Source organism: Catenulispora rubra (assembly GCF_015356825.1).
Classification (GTDB): Bacteria; Actinomycetota; Actinomycetes; order Streptomycetales; family Catenulisporaceae; genus Catenulispora; species Catenulispora rubra.
In genome coordinates this window covers 1-25,808 of record NZ_JAACYW010000114.1, presented here as the reverse complement: position 1 = coordinate 25,808, position 25,808 = coordinate 1, and the positions used below count along the sequence as shown (strand labels likewise).

Here is a 25,808-nt window from a genome sequence, read left to right as displayed (position 1 = left end):
CGTGCTACTGCATTTAGGTGACGTCGGCCGTGCGAGCGTGCTTCCGCGTCGCGCGAGGCGGGGGTATTGCAGTTACCCTGCGCATCGCCGGACCTACGGTGATCCCGGCTCGGCCGCTAAGGCGTCAGCGCCAACGTGTCCTTGCTGGCAGCCAGTACCGCAGACCTCGTATACGGCCACGGCAACGTGTGGAACGTCCGCCACAGCGGCAGCTGGTCCAGGTAGTGCGGGTCGTCGACGTGGCCGGAGGCGCCGGTGAGGTTGACCCACGTGGACGCGTCCAGGTTCGACAGGTCCACCAGCATCCGCATCGACGGGAGTTCGTCGACCGAGAAGTCCTTGGCGATGTCGAAGCCGGTGGCGTCCACGACTGACGATCCGCCGGACACCGGGACGGGATCGCCGTTCACCAGCCACTTGACGAACCACGGGCCGCCGGTGCCCAGCGTCTGGTTGGTCGGCGTCAGCTTGTGCAGGGCGCCCCACTGCCACTGCTTCACATCAGAACCCTGTTGTGACGTCAGCTCGGCCGACGCCTGGTCCATCGCCTTCGCCAGCATCGCGTCCCGGTCACCGTTCCACCAGAAGCCGGACGCGTCCGGCAGCAGCGTGGTGGCCACGGCGAACCAGCGGTCGCCGCCGTCCACGTCGACCGAGGACGGCAGCTTCGCCTCGAACGCGTCCTTGCAGACGAACTTCCAGACCTCGTAGAAGTACGCGGCGGCGGCCGACGTGTCAGGGGTCGTGTAATCCCAGCCGTCGACCAACGCGCGCGCAGCTTGCGTCTGCTTCTTCGACGATGCCGGCAGCCGCGCCAGATACGGCACCAGCACCGATGCGAACTCGTTGCGGTTGTCGGACTGGATCGCGCGCATCCCGTCGGCGTCGATCTTCTTGCCGTCGGCGGTGGCGGCTTGCAGGCGCTTGGTGATCTCGTCCGCCCGGTAACCGTAGTCGAAGTCCTTCGACAGCAAGTACGGGTACTGCGACCCGATGATCGGGTTGTTGGCCGTGACCACGAACTTGTCGGTCGGGTTCAGGACGTGGGGCAGCTGGTCGAAGGGGATGTAGCCGGTCCACTCGTACTCGTCGGTCCAGCCCGGCACGGGCCAGGTGCCGTCGCCTCCTCTGCGGATCGGGATCTGGCCGGGGGTCTGGTAGCCGATGTTGCCGGAGGTGTCGGCGTAGATCATGTTCTGCGAGGGCACCGCGAAGTTGGCGGCGGCGGCCCGGAAGGAGTTCCAGTCGGCCGCGCGGTCCAGGGCGAATAAGGCGTCTGCGGTGTGTCCGGGGGTCAGCGCCGTCCAGCGTAGGGCGACGGCGTATCCGTTGCCGGCGCTGGCGAGGTCCTTGTCGGCGTCGGAGACCAACGGGCCCTGATTCGTCGAGCGGATGGTCAGCGGGACCGACTTGCCGCCGGCGACTTTGATGGTCTCCTGGCGGACGGTCAGCGGGACCTGGTGGCCGTCGTATTCGTAGGTGCTGCCGGTGATCTTCTCCAGAACCAGGTCACTGACATCCTCGGTGCCGTTGGTGAAGCCCCAGGCCACGGTCGGGGTGTGGCCGATCACCACGCCGGGCGTGCCGGGCATGGTGAAGCCCGTGACGTCGTACGGGCACGCCGCACTCACGGTCGTGCAGTGCAGCCCCATCTGGTACCAGATCGAGGGCAGTTGCGGGGCCAGGTGCGGATCGTTGGCCAGCAGCGGCTTGCCGGTCGTGGTCAGGTCGCCGGAGACCACCCAGGAGTTGGAGCCGACGCCTTCGACGGTCGGCTGCAGGAAGCCGGGCAGGGCGGAGACCGTGTGCGAGAGGGTCGTCAGCGCACTGGCCGCTGAGGCCGGGAGTGCGGTTCCGGACAGCGGGTTGTCGGCGGCCGGGGTCGCGTTCTGGTCGAAGGCGCCGTTCACGACAGCACCCTGATGCACGATCGTCGGGTGGTCCGCCGGGTAGGGCGGGAACAGCTGGTCCACCTGGGCCTTGGTCACCTTCTGGGAGGACAGGGCGCGGTCGATCTCCGACTGCATGTTGTCGCGCAGGTCCCAGGCCAGGGCCTTGAGCCAGGACAGCGAGTCGACCGGGGTCCAGGTGTAGGGGGTGTAGTCGGTCTGCAGGCCGAGGACCGCGTACTCCACTGACGCTCTGGAACCCTTGTGATCCTTCAAATACGCGTTCACGCCATCGCAGTAGGCGCTCAGGTACGCCTTCGTCTCGGGGGTCAGGCCGTCGTATTCCTGCTCGGCGACGTCGCGCCAGCCCATCGTGCGGATGAACTTGTCGGTGTCGATCTGGCCGGAGCCGAACATCTCGGACAGGCGGCCGGCGGTGACGTGGCGGTAGACGTCCATCTGCCAGAAGCGGTCCTGGGCCTGGACGTAGCCCTGGGCGAAGAAGAGGTCGTGGGAGGTGGAGGCGTAGAGCTGGGGGACGCCTTGGGCGTCGCGGTCGACTTCGACGTTCGCCTGCAAGCCCGGGACGTGGAGGGTGCCGGTGGTCTGGGGGTAGGAGGCGTGCAGCGAGGTGTTCACCCACCAGGTGCCGGCGCCGACGAGGACCACGAGCAGGGTGGCGAGGACGGCGGCGGTGATCTTCGTTTTGCGGAAGCGGCGACGGGAGCGCGGTTGGGGTCGGGGCTGGAGTCCGGGGTCGGAATCCGTTGCGGCGTCAGGGTCTGCGTCCGTGGCCGAGGTCGGTTCCGGGAGGTCGTCGTCGGTCTGCACTGCGGCAGATTACGGGTCCCCGTCAACGGATGGGAATAGCCTGGTGGGATGCTGAAGTGGGCTTGGTCTTTTATTGACCGTCCGGAACGAACGTTCGAGGAAAGTGTGCGGTTTTGGACGGCGGTCACGGGCACGACGTTGTCCGCGCGCCGGGGTGAACGCGGGGAGTTCGCGACGCTGCTGCCCGGTGCGGGGGACGGCGACGCGTCGGTGAAGGTGCAGGGCGTGCTGAGCGGGAACGGCGCGCACATCGACCTGGAATTCGACGACTTCGAGGGGGCTTTGGCGCGGGCCGTTGCGCGCGGTGGCGCGGTGGTGGAACGGAACGGCGAGTGGGCTTATGTGACGTCGCCGAGTGGATACGGGCTCTGCGTCACCGCCTGGCACGGGGCGACGCGGGTGCCGCGGCCGTTCGTGGCGCCGGACGGGACGCGTAGTCGGTTGGATCAGGTGTGCATCGATATCGCGCCGTCTTTGCATGATGCGGAGGTCGCGTTCTGGAGCGATCTCACCGGGCTGCCGGTGGAGGTCAGTCGGAGGTGGGAGGAGTTCAGTTGGCTGGAGCCGCTGGCGGGGTTTCCGGTGGGGGTGTTGTTCCAGCGGATCGGCGATGAGCGGCCGACCGCGGCGCATTTGGACGTCAGCAGTTCGGATGCCGATGCCAGTCGGGTGTGGCACGAGTCGTTGGGTGCGGAGTTCGTCGGCGAGCAGGCGAACTGGCTGGTGATGCGGGATCCCGGTGGTGGGCTCTATTGCTTGATCCGGCGGGAGCCTGAGAGCTGAGGGGTCTGCGTTGGGTCGGAGGACTTCTCAGGGCACGTCGTCGCGTGCTCGGTTCGGGGCCACGCGGACCCGGTCGCGTCCGGACTCCTTGGCCGCGTAGAGGGCCATGTCGGCGGCGACCAGCAGATCGTTGAGCGCGTCGGCGGAGTCCGGGAGGGTGGCCACGCCGACGCTGACGGTCACCGGGTGCTTCCAGTCGCGGGAGGCGGCCCAGATCTCGGCGCGCAGGGCGTCGGCGCGGGCCCGGGCCTGCGGCGCGGGGCAGTCGGGGAGCAGGACGCCGAACTCCTCGCCGCCGACCCGGCTGACGGTGTCGCTGGAGCGGACCAGTCGCGGGAGCAGGTCGCCGAGGGCGGCGAGGGTGTCGTCGCCGGCGGCGTGGCCCCAGGTGTCGTTGATCTGCTTGAAGTGGTCGACGTCGACGGCCAGCAGCGAGAGCGGCGCCCGGGTGCGGCGCTGGCGCGTGACCTCGCGCTCCAGCGCCTCGTCGAACGCCCGGCGGTTGCTCAGCCCGGTGAGCGGATCGGTGCTGGCCTGCTCGGCGAGCGCCTGCTTGAGGCGCTCGGCCTGGTCCCGGACGCGGCGGATGACGATCAGCGTCAGCGCCATCGAGGTGGTGATCTCGACCCACGTGGCGAACCGGTCGGGCCCGGACCCCGCGAGAAGGATGACGGTGAGGCAAACGGCGACGATCGCGAGCGTCCAGTACGCGGTACGGCGTGGAAGCAGGTACGCGGCGAAGAGCAGGGGCCAGTTGAGCAGGAGCATGCCGTCGGCGGCGTTGCTGTGGTTGAGCGACAGCGTGAGCGTGATGAGGAGCGCCGACAACGCCGGCGTGGCGCGCAGCACCAGGTCGGGCGCGGGGCTGGGCAACAGGACGTAGACCAGGCCCCAGACGGCCGCGAGGGCATTCGCGCCGAGGAACTCGTACCAGCTGGCGGAGAACACGCCCTGCGGCACGCCGAGAAAGAGCGTGAGGAAGCTACCCAGGCCCGCGCCGACGAGCAGGAGCTGGCCGGCGAAGCGGGTGGCGAAGCGTTGGTGCTCCTGCTCACTCCGCTCCCAGATGGCGGTGACGGACGGATGCCGCGCTTGCGGCTGCGGCCGACGGAAGCGGGGATGGCGATGGCCGGGGTGCGGCGCTGGGGAGGCCGGGTCTTCGGGGAAGTGGTCGGTGGGGCGGCTGGAGGCACCTTGGCGGGGCTCGGGCTCGCGGGATTGCGCCTCGGCGGCGGCGTGCTCGCGGTGCGGCGGAGTGGTGGTCTGCCCCGGCCTGAGAGTGCTGGAGCGCGCGGGTGTCGAGTCAGAGGGCTGCTTGGTCGGGCGCCCTGGCTCGGGTTCACCGGATTGCCGCTCACCAGCCCTGTCCTCCGGCGAAGTCGGCTGCTCCGGCGCCACCCACCGCCGGCGCCGGTCGCGCACCGGCGTCCCGTCGTCAGCCGCTCCCGGCCGCTCGCCGCTCATGATTCCGTCTCCGGCAGCGTGCCGTGGATCCGCGGCTCGTCCTCGTCGTCCTCGTCGTCCGGCTCGGGCGCGTCGTCGTCCAGGTCGTCCTCCTCCAGCGCCGCCAGGCCGTACGGCAGCTTCACGCGCCCCGCGCGCATCAGCGCTGTGGCCTCGCGGACCGGCATCGGCCGCGCGTAGAGGTAGCCCTGTCCCAGGTCGGCGCCCATGCGGGCCAGCGCCCGGCGCTGCTGCGAGGTCTCCACGCCCTCGGCGACCACCATCAGGGTCAGTGACTTCGCGATGCCGATGATGCCCTTCACCAGGGCGGTCTGCCGGGGCTCGTCGGGGACGCCGTCGACGAAGGCCTTGTCGATCTTCAGTGCGCTGACCGGCAGGTCCCGGAGGTAGGACAGCGACGAGTAGCCCGTGCCGAAGTCGTCGAGGGACACGCCCACGCCGCGCTTCGCCAGGGTCCTGAGGTTCGCCAGGGCGGTGCCCGCGCGGTCGATCAGCGCGCTCTCGGTCGCCTCCACCATCAGGAACGCCGGGTCCAGGCCGGCGTCGGTCAGGGCCTTGCCGACCTCGTCGGGGAAGCCCGGGTCGCGGAGTTGGTGCGCGGAGACGTTCACCGAGATCTTCACCGGGGCCAGACCCTGGGCCAGGCGGGTGGTGTTCCAGCGGGCCGTCTGGTCGGTGGCGGTGCGCAGGATCCAGCGCCCGAGGGGCAGGATCTGGCCGGTGGCCTCGGCCAGCGGGATGAACTCGTCCGGCGGGATGATCGTGCCGTCCGGCTGCGGCCAGCGGACCAGGGCCTCGAAGCCGCCGATGTCGCCGTCGTCGAGCCAGACGATCGGCTGGTAGTAGAGCTCGAACGAGCCCTCGGCCAGCGCCCGGTCCAGGCCGGAGCGGCGGGCGGCGCTGCGGGCCAGCTCGGCGCGCAGCCGGGGGTCGTAGGCGCGCCAGGTGTTGGGGCCCGAGCCGCGCGCGGCGTGCAGGGTCATCTCGGCGTCGGCCAGCAGCGAGGCCCCGGTGGCGCCGACCGTGCAGGTGGCGACCGCGCCGGAGGTGGTGACGGCGATCGGCCCGACGTAGAACGGCTTGTCCTCGCCGGGCATCCCGACCGGCAGCGTCGGCGACTCCTCGGCGCGCCGGACGGCCAGGACCGCGAACTCGTCGCCGCCGGTGCGGGCCAGGACGTCGCCGGGGCCCAGCCGCGAGCGGATCCGCTCGGTGACGTCGCGCAGCACCTCGTCGCCCGCCTCGCGGCCGTGGAAGTCGTTGATCTCCCGGAAGCGGTCCAGGTCCAGCAGCATCACCGTCACCGACACGCTCGGCGACGCCAGCTGGACCGCGTCCTCCAGGCCGCGCATGAACGCCAGCCGGTTCGGCAGATCGGTGAGCGGATCGCGGTACGCGTGCCGTTGCAGCGTGCGCTCCAGGCCGCGCGCGGTGGTCACGTCGTGCAGCGACAGCACGAAACCGCCGACCGTCGGCTCGGCGCGCAGGTCGGCGATCGTGGCCTCGACCTCGTGCGGGTCGCCGCGGCCCCCGTGCCGGCCGTTGCCCCCGACACCGCCCTCGCCGCCGGCGCCCTCACCAAGACCGCTCCCGTCGTAATCGCCGCGGCCGGCCGATATCTCCCAGTCCCGCTGCACCGGCGGCTGCGGCGCCGGATCCGACGCCCGCACCGCGACCTCGGCGGCGTAGACCTTGCCGACCACCTCGGTCAGCGGCCGGTCCCGCACCGGCCGGTCGCCGAACAGGTCGGTGGAGGACGGCGAGGCGTACCGGACCCGCAGCTCCGAGTCGACGATCAGGATCGTGTCCGACGTGTTCTGCACCAGCGCCCGGAAATACGCCTCGCTGTCCCGCCGGGTGATCTCCTGGCTCAGCGCGATCCGCTCCAGCGCCGCCGACGCCTGCCGCGCCAGGATCTCCAGCGCCCCGCCGAGCACCGCCAGGTCCTCCTCGGCCGCCGCCACGACCAGCACCCCGACCTCGCCGTCCAGCGGCACCACCCCGGCGTGCTCCTCCGGCCCCAGCCGGACGGCCAGCGGCAGCGGCAGGTCGGTGGTGTGCACGACGTTCGCCGGGTGGAAGTGCTCACGCCGCTTGGTCCCGGCCCGGCCGGCGGCCTCGGCACGGTAGGGCTGGTCCTCCGCCGCGGTGAACAGCGCGGCCGAAGCGCACACCTGCGCCAGCGTCTTGCGCCACACCGCGGAGTCCAGGTGCGGCAGCGGCACCGGCACGGTGGCGCGCACGTCCCCGGCCCCGCCGTCCACACCTCCCGCCGCGGCCACCCGCACCCCCTCGTTCCCGTCCACGGCCACCAGCACCGCGTGCGCCGCCCCGCGGCCCGCGAACAGCCCCGCGGCCCCGTCGGCCAGCGCGGCGGCCACCTGCCCGCTCCCGGCGGCCACGCCCAGGCCCTCGCTGGCCGCCAGCAGGATCGACTCGCGCGCCAGCGCCTGCCGGTGCTGGCGCACCATCACCGCGACCCGGGCCAGGATCATCAGGTACACCCCGAGCCCGATCATCGGCCCGGCCCAGCCGGTCGCCAGGTTGCCCCGGGCCAGCTCGACGGCGTTGATGATCGGCGTCACCAGCGCCGCCAGCACCAGCGGGGAGATCCGGGGCGGCCGGGACCACGCGGTCGGCAGGGCGTCGCGGGCCGTCTCCCGCACCGGTCTGGTCAGGTCGTGGGCCGAGGGCACCAGCGCCGCGGCCACCCAGCAGGCCGCGAACATCAGCCAGGAGAACTCCAGCACCGTGTTGCCCGCGTGCGAGCCGAACCAGTTCGAGGAGTTCAGCCGCAGCACCGACTCCACGACGTCGGCCCCGGTCTGGAACAGCGCGCCGAGGCCGAGCAGCCACAGCGCGACGTTGCGCGATCCGGGCGAGATGATCAGCCGCAGCAGCATGCCGAGCAGCAGCAGGTCCCCGAGCGGGTCCAGGATGGCGATCAGCCGGTAGTCCCAGGGCTCGGTGCCCTGCTGGTAGTAGGGCACGACCAGGTAGACCCACGACGCGTAGGTCGCCGCGAACACCACGATCAGCGCGTCCAGCGTCCCGGCCGAGTCCCGGCCGACCAGCCGGTGCTTCATCACCAGCCGCAGGCCCACCAGCGCCAGCGGGTAGCCGAACAGCCCGAGCCAGTCGGCGAAGTTCGGCAGGCTGTGCCGGGCGTAGGCGAAGTCGGAGTGGTTGGAGGCCATCAGCAAGCCGCCGGAGACCGCCAACATGTACCAGGCGTGCGCGTACGGGGGCCGGTGCGCCCGGATCCCCACGGCCATGGTCACACCGGTCCACGCGGCCAGGACGAACCACGCCGCGCTCCGCAACGTCGCGGAGGCGAAGAACACCGCCAGGATCACCACGAGCATGCCGGTGAGGACGCCGAGCAGGCGCCGTTCCCGCCCCGGCCAGCCCGACAGCAGCGACGGTGATCGCATTCCTCAAAAGTGTCACAGGCGCAGCCGCGGCGCCTGTTGAAGCCGGGGCGCGGGTGTCAGGTGAGTGTTACGTGGTGGTTACTCTCCGCGCAGGTGGGAGGTGCGTCGCGTATACGCGGTGCTCACCCACGTGGCTCGTAGACCACCCCGATCGGCTTCGGCCGCGGGTTCGGCCCGAAGTGCACGACGTACCACTCCCCGCGCCAGGAGATCAGCGAGAACAGCCCGAAGGACTTGGTCTTGCCGCCCTCGGTGTACGTCAGGCGGGACCCGTACACGCGGTAGTACGACAGCTTGTTCGACTCCTCGCCCGGCGGGATCCATTCCGCCGCCTGGGCCGGCACGCTCACCCCGACCAGCTTCGCGTCCTTCGCCCCGGCGCCGAGCAGCCGGTGCGCGGCGTGGACGTCGAGGTCGTAGAACCCGATGAGCCGGTTCTGATAGTCCGCCCCGGCGTTGCTGAGGGCCTTCACCTGGAGATAGGCGCTCTTCGGGAAGAAGAACGGCATGGCCTCCTGCGGGTTGTCGTCCACGATGCCCTGCCACAGCGCGGCGATGCCGGCCTGGAACTGCGGGTCGGTGGAGGTTGGCATGGTCTTCGTCTGCGGGAGCGTCCCCGGGTCCACGCTGGGAGTGCTGGCGGGGGTCTGCGACGGCGCCGAAGGCTGCGATGCGGAGCCGGAGCCGGAGCCGGAGTCCGGCGCGGACGGCGTGGTAGGAACGCTACTCGCCGCGGTACCGGACGACGCCGCCGACACCGCACTCGGGCTCGACGAGGAGCTGCCGCAGCCGGCCACGGTGAGCAGCAGCGCCGCCGACGCCCCTGCGCACAGCGCTGTACGCGTTCTCATAAGGTTCAACCGTTCTCGTCCTCAAGCCATCGCAGGTCGTGATCCGCGCCGGGCACCAGGAACTCCAGCAGCCCGGCTCCCTCGGATTCCAGCTCTGCGCGTTGTGCCTCGGTGATCGGCACCAGGGGAATGAGGTTCAGGGTTCCCGTAGTGCGTTTCTTGTCTGTTTCGACTTTCCAGACGCCACGGATCCATCCGTCCACGGTGAATGTGGAGATCGGTGTGTTGCCGGAGAAGATCTTCTCCTTGGGTACCCGCGGGTCGTTGATACGGCCGCGTTCCTTGTGTCCGATGAAGACGTTGTCATAGTCCGGCAGGAAGCGCGCAGGGGCAGGCACGTCCTCTCCAGGACGCGGTGCATCAGGAAGGTCGAACAGTTCGGTTCCCGATTCGCTCTGGAAGAGCACCAGGCGCGCGCGGAGCTTCTCGAACACTTCGCGCAGACCAGTGAGTCCGCTCCAGCTCTGGGCGTCCATCACGGAAGCCGGTCCGAACGCCTGGAGATAGCGCAGGACCAACTCCTCGGCGTCCATGGCGGGAACCGCTATAGCGTTTCCGAACCAGTGCTCCGCAGTAGTGTGCTTCGCCAGTCCGCCCTGCTGCCACAGCCCGCGCGGCGTCACCTGGACCAGCGCGAGGTTGTTGCGCGCCGCGACGCCGAGTGCCTGGACGTCGTGGTCGGGATAGGCGTCGGCGAGGAGCTTGCCGAGGTCGTTGAACGTCCGCGGTTCTTCCTCTGCGAACTTCCGCGCGCGCTCTGCGAGTTCCGACAGGTCGATGCCCTGCAGACGCTTCCCGAAGGCGCCCTTAAGGTTCCGGTCCTGCACTGCCTGCAGAAGTTGGCGCAACGGAAGGCAGTCCCGCGCGGTGACCGTGTGGATCGTCGAACGTTGAAGGCTCATGCGGACGAACTCACGGTTCTCGAAACGCCCTGAGAAGTCCTGCGCGTCGAACGCTGTAAGCCGCGACCACAGAGCTACATAGTGGTTCGGCGGGATCTGCGTCTGCAGACCGACCAGATGCTCGACGGCTTGGGCGGCGTCCATATCCGAGCGCCGCAGCAGCAGCTGCCGGTCGAGCGTGGCCCGATTGAGTTCGCGCTCGGTGAGCGTACGCACGCTCACTGGCCGTCCTGCGTCTCGGTCACCGGCTTCACGGGGTTCACAGGCTTCACCGGCTCGAGCGCGAAGATGTTGATGTGACGGCCCGAGCGCTCGGCGTAGTTCTCGTAGCCGGGCCAGTTCTTCGTCAGGAGCGTGTTCCAGACCCGCTCGCGCTCCTCACCCTCGACGACGCGCGCGTGCACCGGCCCGGACTTGCCGCGGACCGCGACCGTCGCCTCCGGGTTCGCCAGCAGGTTCAGCGCCCACGCCGGGTGCTGCTGCTGCCCCCAGTTCGAACTGACCACCAGCAGCGCGCCTTCGTGGCGGCTGTACAGCAGCGGCACCGTGCGCTGCTGCCCGGACTTGCGGCCGGTGGTGGTCAGCAGCAGCGTCGGGATCCCGGTGCCGGCGAGCATGAACACCCGGCCGCCGGTGGCCCGGCCCAGGAAGCGGTCGACATGCGGCGCCACCCCCTTGAAGGTGGTCGCGAACCACTTCTGCCGGCCCAGGCGCGTGACGAGGGCGTTCCAGGGGTTGGTCATGGCCTCATCATGGCATCCGGGGCGCGCCTCCCGGGGCCCGCGTGTCGGACCCGGCACGGCGGTCCCGGCACGCCAAGATGTTGGCATGACGGACAGCCTGCAGATCACCCGCGCGTCCCTGGCCGACTGGCCCATCATCCAGGGCTGGTGCGCCGACGAGGGATGGAATCCCGGAGACCACGACGGCCCCTGCTTCCTCGCGCAGGACCCGGAGGGCTTCTTCGTCGGGCGGATCGGCGGCGAGCCGGTGTCCGCGGTGTCCGTGGTGAACTACGGCGACGCCTTCTCCTTCCTCGGGCTGTATCTGGTCAAGCCGGAGTTCCGCGGCCGCGGCCACGGCCTGGCCACCTGGAAGGCGGCGCTCCCGCGGGCCGGCGCGCGCACCGTCGGGCTCGACGGCGTGGTCGCGCAGCAGGACAACTACCGCAAGTCCGGGTTCATGGACGCGCACCGCACCGTGCGCTACGCCGGCGAACTGACCTCCGACGGCTCCGGCCCGGCCGCCGCGGTCCCGCTGGCCGAGGCCGGTTTCGCCGAGGTCGCCGACTACGACGCGCTGTGCTTCCCGGCACCGCGCGCGGTGTTCCTGCGCGAGTGGTTCGCCGCACCCGGACACGTCGGCAGGGCCCTGATCGTCGACGGCCGGCTGGTCGGCTACGGCGTGCTGCGCGCCGCGCACGACGGCCACCGCGTCGGGCCGCTGTTCGCCGACTCCCGCGTCTACGCCGAGGTGATCCTGGACGCCCTGGTCGCCGGGGCGGCCGGCGACGCCGGGTTCACCGGCCGCGGCCGGGTCGGCGCCGCCGGCGGCGGCCGGATCGTGATCGACGTGCCGGAGACCAACCGCGAGGCGCTGGCGATGGTCGCCGCACTGGGGCTGGAGCCCTCGTTCGAGGTGGCCCGGATGTACACCGGGCCGGTGCGCGACGTCGACCACGGCAAGGTGTTCGGGATGACGACGCTGGAGCTCGGCTGAGGCCCGGTAACGGTTTCTAGAGCTGGTCGTAGGTCTTGAACGAGTAGAAGGCCGTCCCGCTGAGCCGGTTCGCGCCCGAGGGCGACGGGAGGCCGAACCGGCGGTTCAGCTCCTCGGTCGCGCGGCCGCAGCCGCTCACCTCCGGCACGGCCAGCGTCTGGTCCAGCACCTGGAAGGTGATGATCGGCGGGTTCTGCGACAGCCACTGCGTGCTGCCCGGGACGCGGGCGGCGGCGACCTGGACCGGCGCGGCGGTGGTGCCGATCGAGCAGTGCTCGCCGAGGTGCGGGCCGGTGAGCTGGAAGGTCAGGGTCATCGCGCCGGACTGGCTGTAGAAGTCCGGCACGGTGGTCAGGTGCGGTTGCATCCAGAGCTTGGGGCCGTGGCCGTCGCCGGACTGGCGGCCCGGGGCCGGCAGGCGGGCGGCGCGGAAGCCGCCGAAGACCTGGCCGGGGGTGCCGTCGGGCAGCGGGCCCTCGGCGTGGGTGACGGCGGTGAAGTCGAAGGGCAGGGTGGCGCCGCCGACGGTCGCGGTGCCCTGGGCGACCAGGACTTCGCAACGCCACTTGGCCGGGTCGACGCCGGTGGGGAGCTGCGGGCAGTCGCGGAAGTCGAAGGTCGGCACCGGGGTGGTGCCCGCGATCCCGGTGGGACTGGCTGCGGTGCTCGTGCCGGTCGGGGCCGTGGCGGCACTCGCGGCGCTCGCGTCGACGGGGATGGCGATGGTGGCGGCGACGGCGGTCGCGGCGAGGAAGGCTGACGTCTTTCGCATGGCTCCAGGCTCGCCGAGCACAGCCGTCCGAAGTCAGTGAGCTGCCACCCGAGTCGGGGTAGGGCTGGCCCCCGTATCCGCCGCTGTTACCTTGATCGGCATGACAGACGTGCTGCGGCGGGTTCCGCTCATCGACGGCCCGGCCGAGCTCCGCGGTGCGCTGGAGGTCGTCGCGACCGAGGCCGGGCTGCTGCCGCGCCGGTTGCCGCAGTGGACCGTCGCGCAGTCGGACGCCTCGATGGAGCGGCAGGCCACGGCCGGATCCGGGGTGCGGTTGGTGTTCCGCAGTGCGGCGACCGTGGTCGAGCTGGACGTGCTGACCACGGTGCCGATGATGGCCGAGAACGAGCCGCGGCCCGACGACGCCGGGGTCTTCGCGATCACGTACGACGGCTACGACGGCCATGACGCCGACGACGCTGACGACAGTCACGACGGAAGCGAAAGCTTCCTCGGCGGCACGCAGCGCGCCCCGGTGGGCAACGTCCTCCTGATGGACCAGAAGATGACCCAGGTCGGCTTCGCGCCCGGGCGGCCGGCGACTGTGCGGTTCGACGGGCTGCCGGCCGGGGTCAAGGACCTCCAGATCTGGCTGCCGCACTGGGTGAAGACCGAACTCGTGGCCCTGCGCGCGGACGCGGACGTCGACCCGCCGACGCCGACCGGCCGCCGGGTGTGGCTGCACCACGGCAGCTCGATCAGCCAGTGCAACGAGGCCGAATCACCGCTCGGGGTGTGGCCGGTGATCGCGGCGCGGGCCGCCGGGGTGGAGCCGGTGAACGTGGGGCTGTCAGGGAACTGCTACCTGGATCCGTTCGTCGCGCGTTCGATCCGCGACGCCGAGGCCGACCTGATCAGCCTGAAGCTGGGGATCAACTTCACGGCCAAGGCCGGCTACGTGTTGCGCACCCTCGGCCCGACGGTGCACGGCTTCCTCGACACGGTGCGCGAGGGCCACCCTGACACACCGCTGCTGGTGGTTTCGCCGATCGCGTGCCCGGCGCTGGAGGAACGGCCGGGACCGACGGTGTGGCGCGACGACGTGCTGTACGCGACCGGCGACCCGGCCACGGTGGCCGACGGAGCGCTGACGTTGCAGGTGGTGCGGCGGGAGTTGCGGCGGATCGTCACGGAGCGGGCGAAGCAGGACCCGAACATCCATTACCTGGACGGCTTGCAGTTGGTGGCGCTCGACGAGGCCGACGAGTACCTCGGGGAGGGGCTGCATCCGACGCCGGCCGGGTATCGGGTGATCGGGGAACGGTTCGCTCGGTTGGTGTTCGGGGACGGCGGGGTGTTCGCCGAGTAGGCACGGCGAGGCTCCGGTGACGCGCACGATGTGGTCGAGCCCGGGCCGGATCGCACGCGTCACCGCAGCGGGGCCGATCAGCCGACGGCCTGGTGCTGAAGCGGCACGCGCGCGGCGCCGCTGCCGAGCGCGCCCAAGCCGGGCCGCCCGACGCGGGCCACCCGCCGCCGGTGCTGCTCGGCTTCCGGGTAGCGTCCGCTGTTCTGGTGCCAGTTGAGGATCGCGGTCATCCAGTCGCGGAGTTCCTGGACGTGCCGGTCCAGGTCCGCGCGGGTGGTGGAGGACAGCCGCATCGCGTCGGCCAGGGCCGGGAGCTCGACGTCGGCGGCGTGCCGGAACGTGTCGAGCCGGGCCGCGATCAGGGTACTGACGACCTCCAAGGCGCGGTCGCGGTCGCAGTCGAAGAAGTCCTGCACGACCAGCACGCAGTTGTGGACGTCGCCCTCGAACTGGATCTCCTTCTGGTAGGAGTACAGATCGTTCACCAGACAGGACCAGTCCGCCGCGGCGTGCTCCAATGCGCTCACCGGACGGCTGCGCAGCACCTCCGGCGGGATCGAGTCGTGGGCCATGCGGGACAGCGCCATCGTCAGGTCGGAGCCGAAGGTGGCGCGGCGCATCTCGACGTAGTCGATGGGATCCGGGATCCGGTGCGCCGCCTGGTTGTCCAGTTCCCACAGCCAGCTGTCGATCATCGCCTGCGTGCCTCGGCGCAGCGCCTGCCGGGCCGTCGCCGACACGCCTTCGGTGGAGCGGCGCCACAGGTCTGCCAGGCCGCGTTCGAGGGCCGACACCGGAGCCGGCGGGGTATCGGTCATCAGGGAGCTGAGACGCTCGTTGCAGAGCCGGGCGCCGGTCCGGTCGCGGGTCGGCCCGAAGACGGCCGGGTAGTAGTCGTCCGCGTATGTGCCCCAGGCCAGCCAGTCGGTCGCGAGGTCCAGCTCCTCGGGCGAGGCGTCCGGGTGGATGCCCGCGGCGCAGAGCGCGAAGTCGGCGTCGACGAGGTGCTTCTCGTCCCAGATGCCGTCGTAGAAGCCGATGTGGCGGCACCAGTCCGCGACATGGCGGCGCGCGGCCGGCAGGTGCGGGCTCAGCCGCAGCTCCGTTGGGGCTTCGATGGTGGGGATCGGGGTCGGTCCGACCTGTTCGTAGAGCGGATGACTCAGACGTTTGAGACGCGCGGGCATGGTCTTCGCGATCGAGGCGGCGATGCGGGCCGCGGACGTGCCCAGACCCAGTGGTCCGGGAAGCGTCGAGGAGGCCGCGCCTGGCTCGTAGGCGTCGTTCATGTAGCGCGAGGAGCGCATGTGCCATTCGTGGCCGCCGGACTGCCAGTCCTGCAGACCTTTGACATACAGCCCGACCTGCAACGCCTCCACCGGCCCGACGCCGGTCTCGGCGAACAGCGGCACCAGCTCGGTCAGCGCGGTCTGCTCGAACTGGTGCAGCCGGCTGGTCAGCAGCTCGTTGGTGTGGTTCGCGGCGGTCTGCGGGTCGCAGTCCAGGAAGCGCTCCAGGACCAGGACGCAGTTGGAGTTCTCGCCCTCCTCCTCGACCTCGCGCTGGTAGGAGAACAGGTCGTTGCGCAGGTGGACGGCGTCGGCGAAGGTCTCCTTCAGCACCCGCAGCGGACGGCTGGCGGCCACCCGGTCCGGGACCTCGACGCCGTTGGCGTGCTCCACGAGGTGCGCCGACCACGGCGCCCCGCCGACCTTGCGGCGCATCTCGATGTAGTCCACCGGATCGGACACCCGGTCCTCGGTGATGTTCGCCAGCTCCCACAACGATTCCTCGAGCAGATGCCGGTTGCTCTCGGCGAAGCGGCGGCGCCAGGCCTCGGTCTTGGCCGGCACGGTGCGCAGCCACAGGTCGGCCAGCCCCGCCTCGACGGCGTTGGTCGGCTCCGGCATCGCCGCCGGGTCGCCGATCGGCATGAAGGCGGGCAGCCGGTCCAGGTAGGCCCGCGCTCCGGGCATGTCGCGGGGCCTCTTGTAGACCTCCAGGAAGTGGTCGTCGAAGAAGAAGACCCAGACGTACCAGTCGGTGACCAGCGCCAGTTCCCCGGCGTCGCAGTCGGGGTGCGTGTACGCGCACAGCAGGGCGTAGTCGTGGCGGTCGAAGTCGTCCTCGTCCCAGATCCCCGACCCCTCGATCATCGTCAGGTCGCGGGCCCACGCTTTGGAGTGGACGCGTGCGTACTCCAGATGCGGGTTCAGGCGCGCGGGGTACGGCATGTAGAAATCGGGCAGCTGGAACGGCTTCGGCATGCCTTCGAAACTAAGTGCCCTGCGATCGGTGCAGAAGGGCTGGGGCGTCCAAACCAGGGGATCGAGTGAATTCCGCGCGCCGCAGAACTGTTCTGGATCGATATAGTGCTGCCGAACACGGGGAGGTGCTCATCAATGAGTGATCTGCAAATCAGCTCGGCGGTCCTGAACGAGCTTCGCGCGACGCTGTCGAAAATCAGCGGTGACCTGGACGGTGCGTGCCGTCGGCTGCGCAGCACCGACGCCACCGGGGTCGGTGCCGATCCTTTGATCAACCGCATGCACGACTTCGCCGACGAGTGGCACTACGGCATCGGCCAGATCGGCCAGCACGCCGACGACTGCGTGAAGATGCTCGACAACATCAGCAAGACTGCCGACGACCTGGACGGCAAGCTCAAGAGCCAGCTCACGCAGCCGCAGCCGGCGCAGGCGTAGGGGGAGAAGCCATGGCAGTACGCAACTTCCCGGCGCTGGGCTTCGACCCGACGCCCGGCGACGTCTCGCAGACTCGTGACCTGGGGCGCTCCCTGGGCGACATGAGCACCGAGCTCGGCACCATCTTGTCCAACATCACCGGCGCCGACCGCGGCTCCTGGCAGGGCCAGTCCGCGAACGCGTTCATGGACCACCTGAACGACGACCTCAAGCCGGCCGTCCAGAAGTGCCACGACTCGTTCCAGCAGGCCAGCAGCCTGCTCTACAACTGGGCCGGCCAGCTCGACGGCTTCCAGGCCGAGGCCGCCGGGCTGGAGCAGCAGGCCGAGCACCAGCAGAGCGCCGTCAGCTCGGCGAAGGCCACGGTCAACGGCCAGCCCGGGCAGCCCGGCCAGCCGGCGGCGGCCCCGGCCGGGAGCCCGCAGGCCGCGCAGCAGGCCGCCGACGCCACCAAGAACCAGAAGGCGGTGACCGACGCCCAGAGCGGGCTGAGCGACCTCATCCGGCGCGCGCACGAGCTGCACGACCGGTTCGTCAGCGCCGCCCGGACGATCGCCGACCAGCTGCACCACGCCGGCCAGATGGCGCCGGGCAAGCCGGGCCTGTTCGACTCCATCGTGGACGGCATCGGCAAGGCCTTCTCGGGGGCCTGGCACTGGGTCGAGGAGCACGCCGACGCGATCAAGTTCATCGGCGACCTGCTCAGCGACCTGTCCGGGATCCTGGGCATCCTGGCGATCATCACCGCGCCGTTCGAGCCGCTGGGCGCCATCTTCGCGGTGGCCGCGGTGGCCACCAGCGCTGCCGCCTGTCTGACGCACCTGCTGGCCAAGGCCGCCGGGGCGAACGTGAGCTGGATGAGCATCGGCATGGACGCCCTGGGCGCCCTGCCCGGCATCGGCGCGTTCGCCAAGGGCGCGAAGGTGGCCGACGGGGCGATCGCGGTGGCCCGGGCCGGCGAGCTCGGCGAGGGCTTCCGGGGCGTGACCACGCTCAGCCGCAGCATCGTCGGCCTGGGCCACGACGCCAGCGCGCTGACGAACCTCTCCGCGTTCGGCAAGACGGTCGCGGTCTGGGGCATCAAGGCCGGCGGCTTCATCTCGCACGACGGAAGTTTCCTGGGCCGCGCGCAGATGATCGTCGAACAGGCCTACAAGCCGGGCCAGCTCCTGGGCACCAAGGGCCTGAACATGCTCGGCGACGGGGTCAAGCTCTTCGGCAAGGAACTGCCCAAGTTCAGCATCGACGCGATGAGCGGGCTGGGCCGGACCATCGACGCCGGGATCAAGGTCGCGCCGAAGCTGTACTTCCTGCCGCACGGCATCCACAACGACATGGAGATGAACGCCGGTTTCCCGTTCCACGCGTTGTTCGGGTAAAGACATGGAGGTAATCGGCGCACAGAGGTAATCGGCGCACAGAACGTTTGGAGCCTTTGATGGACTGGTACCCCGCATCCGGCGAGACCCCGCTGTTCCGCGGCGTCGCGGCGTTCGCCTCCGGCCGCGCTCCGCAGGTCGCGGGCAAGCGCTGGTTCCGGGACGAGCAGGGCCGGGACATCTCGGCCGAGCTCCCCGGCTGGCCGCCGGCGCCGACGCACCAGAAGAGGGGCGAGAAGGCGGCCAAGGCCGGACGGGGTCTGGGCATCCTGGGCAAGGCGACGGCGGTCGTGGTCGCCGGGACGATCGAGCTGCTCAGCCCGAGCGGCGGGTCCAACGTCACCTTCAAGGGCTCCGACGGCGCCGAGCCGACCGATCCGGCGCTGGAGGTCGAGGACTTCCCGGTGCTGTGGGCGGCTGCGGGCTCCACGGCGCGGACGGCGCCGTTCCAGCTGGACCCGGAGCGGCGGCCGGACGTGCACTACCGGACCGACCTGCAGCTGACCGACCTGCGGTTCCTGGTGCTGGGCAGCGCCTCGGTGCAGCTGCCCGCCGAGGTGTTGTGGGACCTGCCGCTGGCCGAGGTGGCCGGGGCCGTACAGCACGCCTTCTCGACGCACGGGGCCGACGTCACGGTGACCTTCGCCGACGGGTCGTGGGTCCGGCTGGACGTGGGGGACAAGGGGAGCGCGACGAAGGTCGTCGCGATCCTGAGCGGCCAGACCGAGCCGGTGACGCTGAACGCCGCGCAGCAGGCCGCGGTCGACAGTTGGTCCTCGGCGCTGCCCAAGCCGGTGGAGTTCGTGGTGAACTCGGTCGACGCGGCCGCCGGCGTCGTCTCGGTCGAGGCGAAGGCGCACGTCGGCAAGAAGGTGGTCGACGCCGGGAGCATCACGCTGGACGCCGAGGGCAAGCCGGTGCTCGGGTGAGTGGTCGGCTGCGCTTTTTCGATGACGGAGATTCGGGGGATCGGGATCAATGAGTACAGGACCTATGACGCACGTTTCGACAGGTGGGGCCGGGGGCGGCGTGGGTGGCGTGGGTGACGCGGGTTACGTCGCCGGCGGTGCCGACAGTGCCGGTGCTGGCAGCGCGGGTGTCGACAGCGCCGGTGTCGCCGACGAAGCTGTGAGCGCCGACCTGGCGAAGGCGTTCGAGCGCGCCGTCACCGGCATTCCGCCGATGCTGTTCGTCCTCCCGGACGGATTCCACGAGATCCCGTTGCAGTCCGACCCGGCCGAGCGCGCCGCGGCGGCCGAGGCGTTCGCGCGCGAGCTGTACCCGAACGGCGACGAGGAACTGTGGCGCACCAACGCCCCGGCCTTCGCCGCCATGGGCGAGATGACGGCGGCGACCGGCGTCGCGTACGCGGCCATGGGCGTCTTCGACAACGAGCGCGGCGGCGTCGCGACCGCCAACCTCACGATCGCCGCCACCGCCTCGGACCACACCGACCCCGAGACCGCGGCCCTGGCCATCCGCGAAGTCCTGGTCCGCGACGAGTTCAACGACTCCCGCTGGCTCAACCTCCCCTGCGGCCCCGCCGTCTCCCGCATCACCCTCACCAAGTTCCCCCTCGACCCGGCCCTGACCGGCGGCGCCGAGGCAGAACTGGTGCAGGGCCAGATCCAGGTCTTCGTCCCGTTCCCGACGGGGCCGTACATGATGATCGTGACGCTGGGGACGTACAACATGGAGGTCTGGGCCGAGGTCAGCGAGATGGCCGCGGTGCTGGTGCAGACGATCACGTTCCCGAGGACGGGTGAGGGAGCCGCGGTCAGCGGCTGAGCTCTGATATCGGCTCTGATATCCGTCGGCTGGCCAATGCGCAAGCGGCCCGAGCCACCAGGCCCGGGCCGCTTCTTCAGGGCCGCTTCTTCGGCTCCTGACTCAGTAAGGCCACACCCACCCCGAAATCGCCGGATCGTCCTCCCCGAACTCGCGCGTGTACTGCCGCGCCCTCAGCCGCGCGTCCTGAAGCTGCTGCCGGACGTGCCCGGCGCGTTCGGCGAGGCCGGGGACGCGGTCGATGGCGTCCATGGCGAGGTGGAAGCGGTCGATGTCGTTCAGCATCGCCATGTCGAAGGGCGTGGTGGTGGTGCCCTCCTCCTTGTAGCCGCGGACGTGGAAGTTCACGTGGTTGGTGCGGCGGTAGGTCAGCCTGTGGATCAGCCAGGGGTACCCGTGGTAGGTGAACACCACCGGCTTCGCCGTCGTGAACAGGGCGTCGAACTCCTTGTCCGACAGGCCGTGCGGGTGTTCGTCGTTGCCCTGCAGGCGCATCAGGTCCACGACGTTCACCACGCGGACCAACAGATCCGGGAAGTGCTGGCGCAGGATGTCGACGGCGGCCAGCGTCTCCATCGTCGGGACGTCGCCGGCGCAGCCCATCACCAGGTCCGGCTCGCCGTCGGCGTCGGTGGAGGCCCACTCCCAGATGCCGATGCCGCGGGTGCAGTGCACGATCGCCTCGTCCATCGACAGGTACTGCAGCTGCGGCTGCTTGCCGGCGACGATGACGTTCACGTAGTCCCGCGAGCGCAGGCAGTGGTCCGCCACCGACAGCAGCGTGTTCGCGTCCGGCGGCAGGTACACGCGGATGACATCAGCCTTCTTGTTCACCACGTGGTCGATGAAGCCGGGGTCCTGGTGCGAGAACCCGTTGTGGTCCTGCCGCCACACGTGCGAGGTCAGCAGGTAGTTCAGCGATGCGATCGGCGCCCGCCACGGGATCTTCCGCGTCGTCTTCAGCCACTTCGCGTGCTGGTTGAACATCGAGTCGACGATGTGGATGAACGCCTCGTAGCACGAGAAGAACCCGTGCCGCCCGGTCAGCAGGTAGCCCTCCAGCCACCCCTGGCACATGTGCTCGCTCAGCGGTTCCAGCACCCGGCCGTCCATCGACAGGTGTTCGTCGTCCCACGGCACCGTCTCGGCGTTCCACATCCGGCCGGTCGCCTCGAACAGCGCCTGCAGCCGGTTCGAGGCGGTCTCGTCCGGGCCGAAGACCCGGAAGTTGTCAGCACCCGAACTGTCGGTCATGATGTCGCGCAGGAACGTGCCGAGGATCTTGGTGGACTCGGCGTGTTTGATACCGTGCCCGGCCGGGTCGACCGTGTAGTCGCGGAAGTCGGGCATCTTCAGGTCCCGCAGCAGCACGCCGCCGTTGGCGTGCGGGTTGGCGCCCATCCGCCGCCGCCCGGACGGAGCCAGGGCGGCCAGCTCCGGCATCAGCGCGCCGGCCGGGTCGAACAGCTCCTCGGGCCGGTAGGAGCGCATCCACTCCTCCAACACCTTCAGATGCGCCGGGTTGGTGTGCACGTTCGCCATCGGCATCTGGTGCGAGCGCCAGGAGTCCTCCGTGCGCTTGCCGTCCACGGTCTTCGGGCCGGTCCAGCCCTTCGGGGTGCGCAGGATCAGCATCGGCCAGGCCGGGCGCACGCCCTTGTCCTTGCCGCCGGCCGCTTTCGCGCGAATGTCCGCGATCCGGTCCAGGATCCGGTCCAACGTCCCGGCCATCGCCTGGTGCGCCTCCAGCGGGTCCGCGCCTTCTTCGCTGATGACGGTGAACGGCTCGTAGCCGTACCCCCGCATCAGCTGCTCCAGCTCCGCCTGCGGGATGCGGGACAGCACGGTCGGGTTGGCGATCTTGTAGCCGTTCAGGTGCAGGATCGGCAGCACCGTGCCGTCGCGCACCGGGTTCACGAACTTGTTCGAGTGCCACGACCCGGCCAGCGGCCCGGTCTCCGCCTCGCCGTCCCCGACCACGGCGCAGACCAGCAGCTCCGGGTTGTCGAACGCGGCGCCGTAGGCGTGCACCAGCGAGTAGCCCAGCTCGCCGCCCTCGTGGATGGAGCCCGGGGTCTCCGGCGCGACGTGCGAGGGTACGCCGCCGGGGAAGGAGAACTGGCGGAAAAGCTTGCGCATGCCCTCCTCGTCCCGGCCGATCCCGGGGTAGTACTCGCTGTACGTGCCCTCCAGATAGACGTTGGCCAGCACGCCGGGGCCGCCGTGCCCGGGGCCGGCGACGTAGATGGCGTCCAGGTCGCGGGCCTTGATGACCCGGTTCATGTGCGCGTAGATGAAGTTCAGCCCCGGCGTGGTGCCCCAGTGGCCCAACAGCCGCGGTTTGATGTCGTCCAGGGTCAGCGGCCGGTGCAGCAGCGGGTTGTCCAGCAGGTAGATCTGGCCCACCGACAGGTAGTTGGCCGCGCGCCAGTAGGCGTTGAGCGCGTCGAGGTCCTTCGCGGACAGCGGGCCCTTGGGCTTGCTCGCGTTCTTGATCACCCGTCCAGCCTGTGACGCCCCGCCCCGGGGCCGCCGCCTGGGCTGCGCCGGACGGGTCACGCTGGCATGATCGCTCACGTGGACCAAGCGGACCAAGGGGAGACGGCGGCACAGGGCCTGTACATCACGGCCACCGATGCCGCCAGCGGCAAGACAGTCGTCGCGCTCGGCGTGGCCGAGGCGATGTCCCGGCGGGTGCGGCGGCTCGGCGTGTTCCGCCCGGTGGTGCCCGGCGGCGGTGCCGTCGACCCGGTGGTGGACCTGATCCGAACGCGCTACCGGATCGACGAACCCTACGAGGACTGCGTCGGCACCACCTACGACGCGGTGCACCTGGACCCGGCGCGCGCGGTCGAGACGATCGTCGACCGCTACCGGGCTTTGGCAGCACGCTGCGAAGCCGTGGTGGTGGTCGGCTCGGACTTCACCGACGCCGCGAACACCACCGAGTTCGGCTTCAACGCGAACGTCGCGGCCAACCTCGCGCTGCCGGTGCTGCTGGTGGTCGGCGGGATGGAGCGCACGCCGCAGGATGTCGCCGCCGTGGTGCGCGTGTCGCGGCAGGAGCTGACGCGGCTGCACGCCACCGAGCTGGCGGTGATCGTGAACCGCGTGGCGCCGGGCGAAGAGGACGCGGTGCGGCGCGAGGTCGCCACGGTGTTCGGACCGGCGGCTTTCGGCGAGCAGAATCCGAGCCCTGCGACACTGAGCTCTGCGATACCGAGCCCTGCGATACCGAGCCCTGCGACACTGAACACCACCGATCAGGCCGCGACCCCGCTCGTCTTCACCATCCCCGAAGTCCCCGGCCTCACCGCCCCGACCATCCGCGACCTGGCCCGCGCCGCCGACGGCCGGCTGATCAGCGGCGACGAGGCCCTGCTCGACCGCGAAGCCGCGTCGCTGGTCGTGGCGGCCATGTCCCTGCCGAACGTCCTCGACCGCCTCACCGAAGGCGTCGCGATCATCGCCCCCGGCGACCGCACCGCGGGCCTGGTGCCCGGGCTGCTGGCCGCGCACGAGGCCGCGAACTTCCCGGCCTTGTCAGGGGTCTTCCTCACCGGCGGCTTCACCCTCCCGGCCAGCGTCTCGCGGCTGCTGGAAGGCGTGTCCTCACCCCTGCCGATCATCGCCAGCGGCGAGGACACGCTGCCGACCGCGCTGCACCTGGCCGCCGTGCGCGGCGAGATCACCGCCGACCACCCCGGCAAGGTCGAGACCGCGCTCGGCGCGTTCGCCCGCGGCGTGGACACCTCGGCGCTGCTGAACCGGCTGAACGTGACGCGCTCGGTCGCCGTCACGCCGCTGATGTTCCAGGCGCAGCTGCTGGAGCGGGCCCGCTCGCAGCGTCGGCGCATCGTGCTGCCGGAGGGCTCCGACGACCGGATCCTGCGTGCCGCCGACATCGTGGCCCGCCGCGGCGCCGCCGACCTGGTGGTGCTGGGCGAGGAGGAGAAGGTCCGGGCCCGCGCCAACGCCCTGGGGCTGGACCTGGCCGGCGTCCGCGTCGTCAGCCCGGCCGACTCGGTGCTGGTCGAGGAGTTCGCCCGCGTTTACACCCGGCTGCGCGAGCACAAGGGCATGACCCTGGACCGGGCTCGCGACATCGTCCAGGACGTCTCCTACTTCGGCGTGATGATGGTCCACACCGGACGCGCCGACGGCATGGTGTCAGGGGCCGTACACACCACCGCGCACACCATCCGCCCGGCCTTCGAGATCATCCGCACCGAGCCCGGCGTCTCGGTCGTCTCCAGCGTCTTCTTCATGCTGCTCGCCGACAGGGTCCTGGTATACGGCGACTGCGCGGTCATCCCCGACCCGGACGCCGAACAACTCGCCGACGTCGCCGTCTCCTCGGCCCGCACCGCCGAGGCCTTCGGCGTGCAGCCGCGGGTGGCGATGCTGTCGTACTCCAGCGGCGAATCAGGGTCCGGAAAAGACGTCGAGAAGGTCCGCGAGGCCGCGAAACTGGCCCACGCCCGCGACCCGGACCTCCCCCTGGAGGGCCCGATCCAGTACGACGCCGCCGCCGACCCCGAGGTCGGCGCCCTCAAGCTGCCCGGCAGCGTGGTCGCCGGCCGCGCGACGGTGTTCATCGTCCCGGACCTGAACACCGGCAACAACCTCTACAAGGCGGTCCAGCGCAGCGCCGGCGCGATCGCGGTCGGCCCGGTGCTGCAGGGGCTGCGCAAGCCGGTCAACGACCTCTCGCGCGGCGCACTGGTGCAGGACATCGTGAACACCATCGTGATCACGGCGGTGCAGTCCCAAGTCGAAACGAGCGAGGCGAGCGAAGTGGGCGGACAACGATGAACCAGGTCCTGGTCCTCAACTCCGGCTCCTCGTCGATCAAGTACCAGCTGATCGACATGGACGACCGCACCCGCCTGGCCGTCGGCATCATCGAGCGCATCGGCGAGGCCTCCGGCTCAGTCGCCGACCACGCCGCTGGCATGGAGGTGGTGCTCGCCGAGCTGGAGGGCAAGCTGGACCGCGCGCAGCTGGCCGCCGTCGGCCACCGGGTCGTCCACGGCGGCGACCGCTTCCGCGGCCCCACCCTCGTCGACGACGAGGTCTGCGACACCATCAGCAAGCTGATTCCACTCGCACCGCTGCACAACCCCGCGAACCTGACGCTGATCGAGGCAGCCCGCGCAGCATTCCCCGACACACCACAAGTAGCGGTGTTCGACACGGCGTTCCACCAGACGCTGCCCGAACACGCCTACACCTACGCCGTCCCGCAGTCCTGGCGCGAAGACCTCGGCGTCCGCCGCTACGGCTTCCACGGCACGTCGCACCAGTACGTCTCCCGCCGCGCCGCCGCGATGCTGGGCCGCCGCCCGGAGGAGGTGAACATGATCGTGCTGCACCTCGGCAACGGCGCCAGCGTCTGCGCGATCCGCGAGGGCAAGAGCATCGACACCTCGATGGGCATGACCCCCCTCGAAGGCCTGATCATGGGCACCCGCTCCGGCGACCTGGACCCCGCCGTCTCGGCCTACATCGCCCGCCAAACCGGCCGCACCGCCGAAGAGATCGACCTGACGCTGAACAAGGAGAGCGGACTACTGGCCCTCGCCGGCAGCAACGACCTCCGCGACATCGACGCCGCAGCAGCCAAAGGCAACGAACCCGCCCGCCTAGCCCTGGACGCCTACTGCTACCGCATCCGCAAGTACATCGGCGCCTACCTAGCAGCCCTCGGCCGCGTCGACGCACTGGCATTCACCGCCGGCGTCGGCGAGAACTCAGCAACAGTACGCGCCGGCGCCCTCGCAGGCCTGGACCACCTCGGCATCGCAGTGAGCCCGAAGCGCAACGCGCAGCACTCGAAGGAAGAACGCTACATCTCGCCCTACTGGGCCGAGACCGCAGTCCTGGTGGTCCCGACCGACGAGGAGATCGAGATCGCGGACCAGGCCCTGGAGGTACTCGGCCGCGCCGGCTGATCCAAACCACACCCCAACCGCACCCACC

General features: G+C 70.5%; 18 protein-coding genes. 9 read left to right on the top strand and 9 right to left on the bottom strand.

Features of this window, described 5'->3' with window-relative positions:
• Positions 1 to 116 precede the first annotated feature (116 nt).
• Positions 117 to 2,720: a penicillin acylase family protein gene (locus tag GWK61_RS27730; RefSeq protein ID WP_194913003.1), complete on the bottom strand. Its 2,604-nt coding sequence runs from the start codon at positions 2,718 to 2,720 to the stop codon at positions 117 to 119.
• A gap of 48 nt (positions 2,721 to 2,768) precedes the next feature.
• Here GWK61_RS27730 and GWK61_RS27725 point away from each other — a divergent pair, with 48 nt between their 5' ends.
• Positions 2,769 to 3,503 carry a VOC family protein gene (locus GWK61_RS27725; RefSeq protein ID WP_194913000.1) on the top strand — a complete coding sequence of 245 codons (735 nt, stop codon included), beginning with the start codon at positions 2,769 to 2,771 and terminating at the stop codon, positions 3,501 to 3,503.
• A 27-nt stretch (positions 3,504 to 3,530) separates the two neighbouring features.
• Here the strand turns inward: GWK61_RS27725 and GWK61_RS27720 are convergent, their stop codons facing one another.
• The 5 genes from GWK61_RS27720 to GWK61_RS27700 form a co-directional block, all read right to left on the bottom strand.
• Positions 3,531 to 4,967: a sensor domain-containing diguanylate cyclase gene (locus tag GWK61_RS27720; protein WP_194912998.1), complete on the bottom strand. Its 1,437-nt coding sequence runs from the start codon at positions 4,965 to 4,967 to the stop codon at positions 3,531 to 3,533.
• The gene (locus GWK61_RS27715; RefSeq protein WP_194912988.1) at positions 4,964 to 8,401 is read right to left on the bottom strand and encodes a putative bifunctional diguanylate cyclase/phosphodiesterase; all 3,438 of its coding nucleotides are present in this window, start codon (positions 8,399 to 8,401) and stop codon (positions 4,964 to 4,966) included. The genes GWK61_RS27720 and GWK61_RS27715 overlap by 4 nt, the downstream gene beginning before the upstream one ends.
• Positions 8,402 to 8,523: 122 nt before the next feature.
• Positions 8,524 to 9,252, bottom strand: a complete 729-nt coding sequence (locus GWK61_RS27710; protein WP_194912984.1) for a hypothetical protein — start codon at positions 9,250 to 9,252, stop codon at positions 8,524 to 8,526.
• A 5-nt stretch (positions 9,253 to 9,257) separates the two neighbouring features.
• On the bottom strand, positions 9,258 to 10,376 hold the full coding sequence (locus GWK61_RS27705) for a winged helix DNA-binding domain-containing protein (RefSeq protein WP_323747787.1): 1,119 nt from the start codon (positions 10,374 to 10,376) through the stop codon (positions 9,258 to 9,260).
• A complete protein-coding gene (locus GWK61_RS27700; protein WP_194912982.1) occupies positions 10,373 to 10,897 on the bottom strand; it encodes a nitroreductase family deazaflavin-dependent oxidoreductase in 525 nt (174 codons plus the stop codon). The genes GWK61_RS27705 and GWK61_RS27700 overlap by 4 nt, the downstream gene beginning before the upstream one ends.
• 85 nt (positions 10,898 to 10,982) lie before the next feature.
• Here GWK61_RS27700 and GWK61_RS27695 point away from each other — a divergent pair, with 85 nt between their 5' ends.
• Entirely contained in the window at positions 10,983 to 11,873 is an 891-nt protein-coding gene (locus GWK61_RS27695; protein ID WP_194912980.1) for a GNAT family N-acetyltransferase, read from the top strand.
• Positions 11,874 to 11,889: 16 nt separating this feature from the next.
• Here GWK61_RS27695 and GWK61_RS27690 read toward each other — a convergent pair whose 3' ends face one another.
• Positions 11,890 to 12,645: a hypothetical protein gene (locus GWK61_RS27690; protein ID WP_228563046.1), complete on the bottom strand. Its 756-nt coding sequence runs from the start codon at positions 12,643 to 12,645 to the stop codon at positions 11,890 to 11,892.
• A 100-nt stretch (positions 12,646 to 12,745) separates the two neighbouring features.
• Here GWK61_RS27690 and GWK61_RS27685 point away from each other — a divergent pair, with 100 nt between their 5' ends.
• A complete protein-coding gene (locus tag GWK61_RS27685) occupies positions 12,746 to 13,954 on the top strand; it encodes a GDSL-type esterase/lipase family protein (RefSeq protein WP_194912978.1) in 1,209 nt (402 codons plus the stop codon).
• Positions 13,955 to 14,031: 77 nt separating this feature from the next.
• Here the strand turns inward: GWK61_RS27685 and GWK61_RS27680 are convergent, their stop codons facing one another.
• Complete coding sequence (locus GWK61_RS27680) at positions 14,032 to 16,221, bottom strand: terpene synthase family protein (protein ID WP_194912976.1); 2,190 nt, start codon at positions 16,219 to 16,221, stop codon at positions 14,032 to 14,034.
• A gap of 135 nt (positions 16,222 to 16,356) precedes the next feature.
• Between GWK61_RS27680 and GWK61_RS27675 the strand changes: the two genes are divergently transcribed.
• From GWK61_RS27675 to GWK61_RS27660, 4 genes are all read left to right on the top strand, one after another.
• Positions 16,357 to 16,659 (top strand): hypothetical protein, encoded by a 303-nt coding sequence (locus GWK61_RS27675; protein ID WP_194912975.1) that lies wholly within the window; start codon positions 16,357 to 16,359, stop codon positions 16,657 to 16,659.
• 11 nt (positions 16,660 to 16,670) lie between these two features.
• Positions 16,671 to 18,038 (top strand): WXG100 family type VII secretion target, encoded by a 1,368-nt coding sequence (locus GWK61_RS27670; protein WP_194912973.1) that lies wholly within the window; start codon positions 16,671 to 16,673, stop codon positions 18,036 to 18,038.
• Positions 18,039 to 18,097: 59 nt separating this feature from the next.
• Positions 18,098 to 18,967: a hypothetical protein gene (locus GWK61_RS27665; protein WP_194912968.1), complete on the top strand. Its 870-nt coding sequence runs from the start codon at positions 18,098 to 18,100 to the stop codon at positions 18,965 to 18,967.
• A 64-nt stretch (positions 18,968 to 19,031) separates the two neighbouring features.
• Positions 19,032 to 19,826 carry a hypothetical protein gene (locus tag GWK61_RS27660; protein WP_194912966.1) on the top strand — a complete coding sequence of 265 codons (795 nt, stop codon included), beginning with the start codon at positions 19,032 to 19,034 and terminating at the stop codon, positions 19,824 to 19,826.
• Between the two features lie 102 nt (positions 19,827 to 19,928).
• On the opposite strand, the gene GWK61_RS27655 is transcribed toward GWK61_RS27660, so the two are convergent.
• A complete protein-coding gene (locus GWK61_RS27655) occupies positions 19,929 to 22,322 on the bottom strand; it encodes a phosphoketolase family protein (protein WP_194913017.1) in 2,394 nt (797 codons plus the stop codon).
• Between the two features lie 81 nt (positions 22,323 to 22,403).
• On the opposite strand from GWK61_RS27655, the gene pta reads away from it, so the two are divergent.
• The gene (gene pta / locus GWK61_RS27650) at positions 22,404 to 24,641 is read left to right on the top strand and encodes a phosphate acetyltransferase (protein WP_323747785.1); all 2,238 of its coding nucleotides are present in this window, start codon (positions 22,404 to 22,406) and stop codon (positions 24,639 to 24,641) included.
• Positions 24,638 to 25,780, top strand: a complete 1,143-nt coding sequence (locus tag GWK61_RS27645) for an acetate/propionate family kinase (RefSeq protein WP_194912963.1) — start codon at positions 24,638 to 24,640, stop codon at positions 25,778 to 25,780. Before pta ends, GWK61_RS27645 begins: the two co-directional genes overlap by 4 nt.
• Positions 25,781 to 25,808: the final 28 nt, after the last annotated feature.